This window comes from Arthrobacter sp. ZGTC131, from assembly GCF_002929275.1.
In the GTDB taxonomy this organism is placed as follows: Bacteria; Actinomycetota; Actinomycetes; order Actinomycetales; family Micrococcaceae; genus Arthrobacter.
This window is the reverse complement of record NZ_PJIK01000104.1, coordinates 1-532: the sequence shown is the minus strand read 5'-3', so window position 1 is coordinate 532 and position 532 is coordinate 1. Positions and strand designations below refer to the sequence as shown.

Annotated in this window: 1 protein-coding gene; it reads right to left on the bottom strand. The window is 60.3% G+C overall.

Features of this window, described 5'->3' with window-relative positions; all coding sequences use genetic code 11:
- Nucleotides 1-532: adenosylhomocysteinase (locus CXQ90_RS21890; protein ID WP_146068976.1), on the bottom strand; the 532-nt coding region annotated here is incomplete at both ends.

The following is a 532-nucleotide window of genomic DNA, read 5'->3' as shown; positions in this document are numbered from 1 at the left end:
AGGTATTCCGCCTGGCTCTTGCTCAATTCAGTGAGTTCGACGCCGAGAGCATCCAGATGCAGGCGCGCAACCTTTTCGTCCAGCACCTTGGGCAGCACGTACACCTGGTTGGCGTAGCCGCCGTCCCGGGGTGACTTGCCGTGCTTGGTGAACAACTCGATCTGCGCGATGGTCTGGTTGGCGAAGGAATTGCTCATAACAAAGGAGGGGTGGCCGGTGGCATTGCCCAGATTCAGCAGGCGGCCCTCGGAAAGCACAATGATGCTGCGCTGCTCGTCGGTGCCCCCGTCAAACACCCATTCGTGCACCTGAGGCTTGATTTCCACCTTGCGGATCCCGGGGGTCCTGGCCAGGCCTGCCATGTCAATCTCATTGTCGAAGTGGCCCACGTTGCCCACGATCGCCTGGTGCTTCATCTTGGCCATGTGGGAGGCCATGATGATGTCCTTGTTGCCCGTGGCGGTGATGAAGATATCGCCCTGGTCCAGGACGGATTCCAGCTTCGCCACCTGGTAGCCGTCCATCGCGGCTC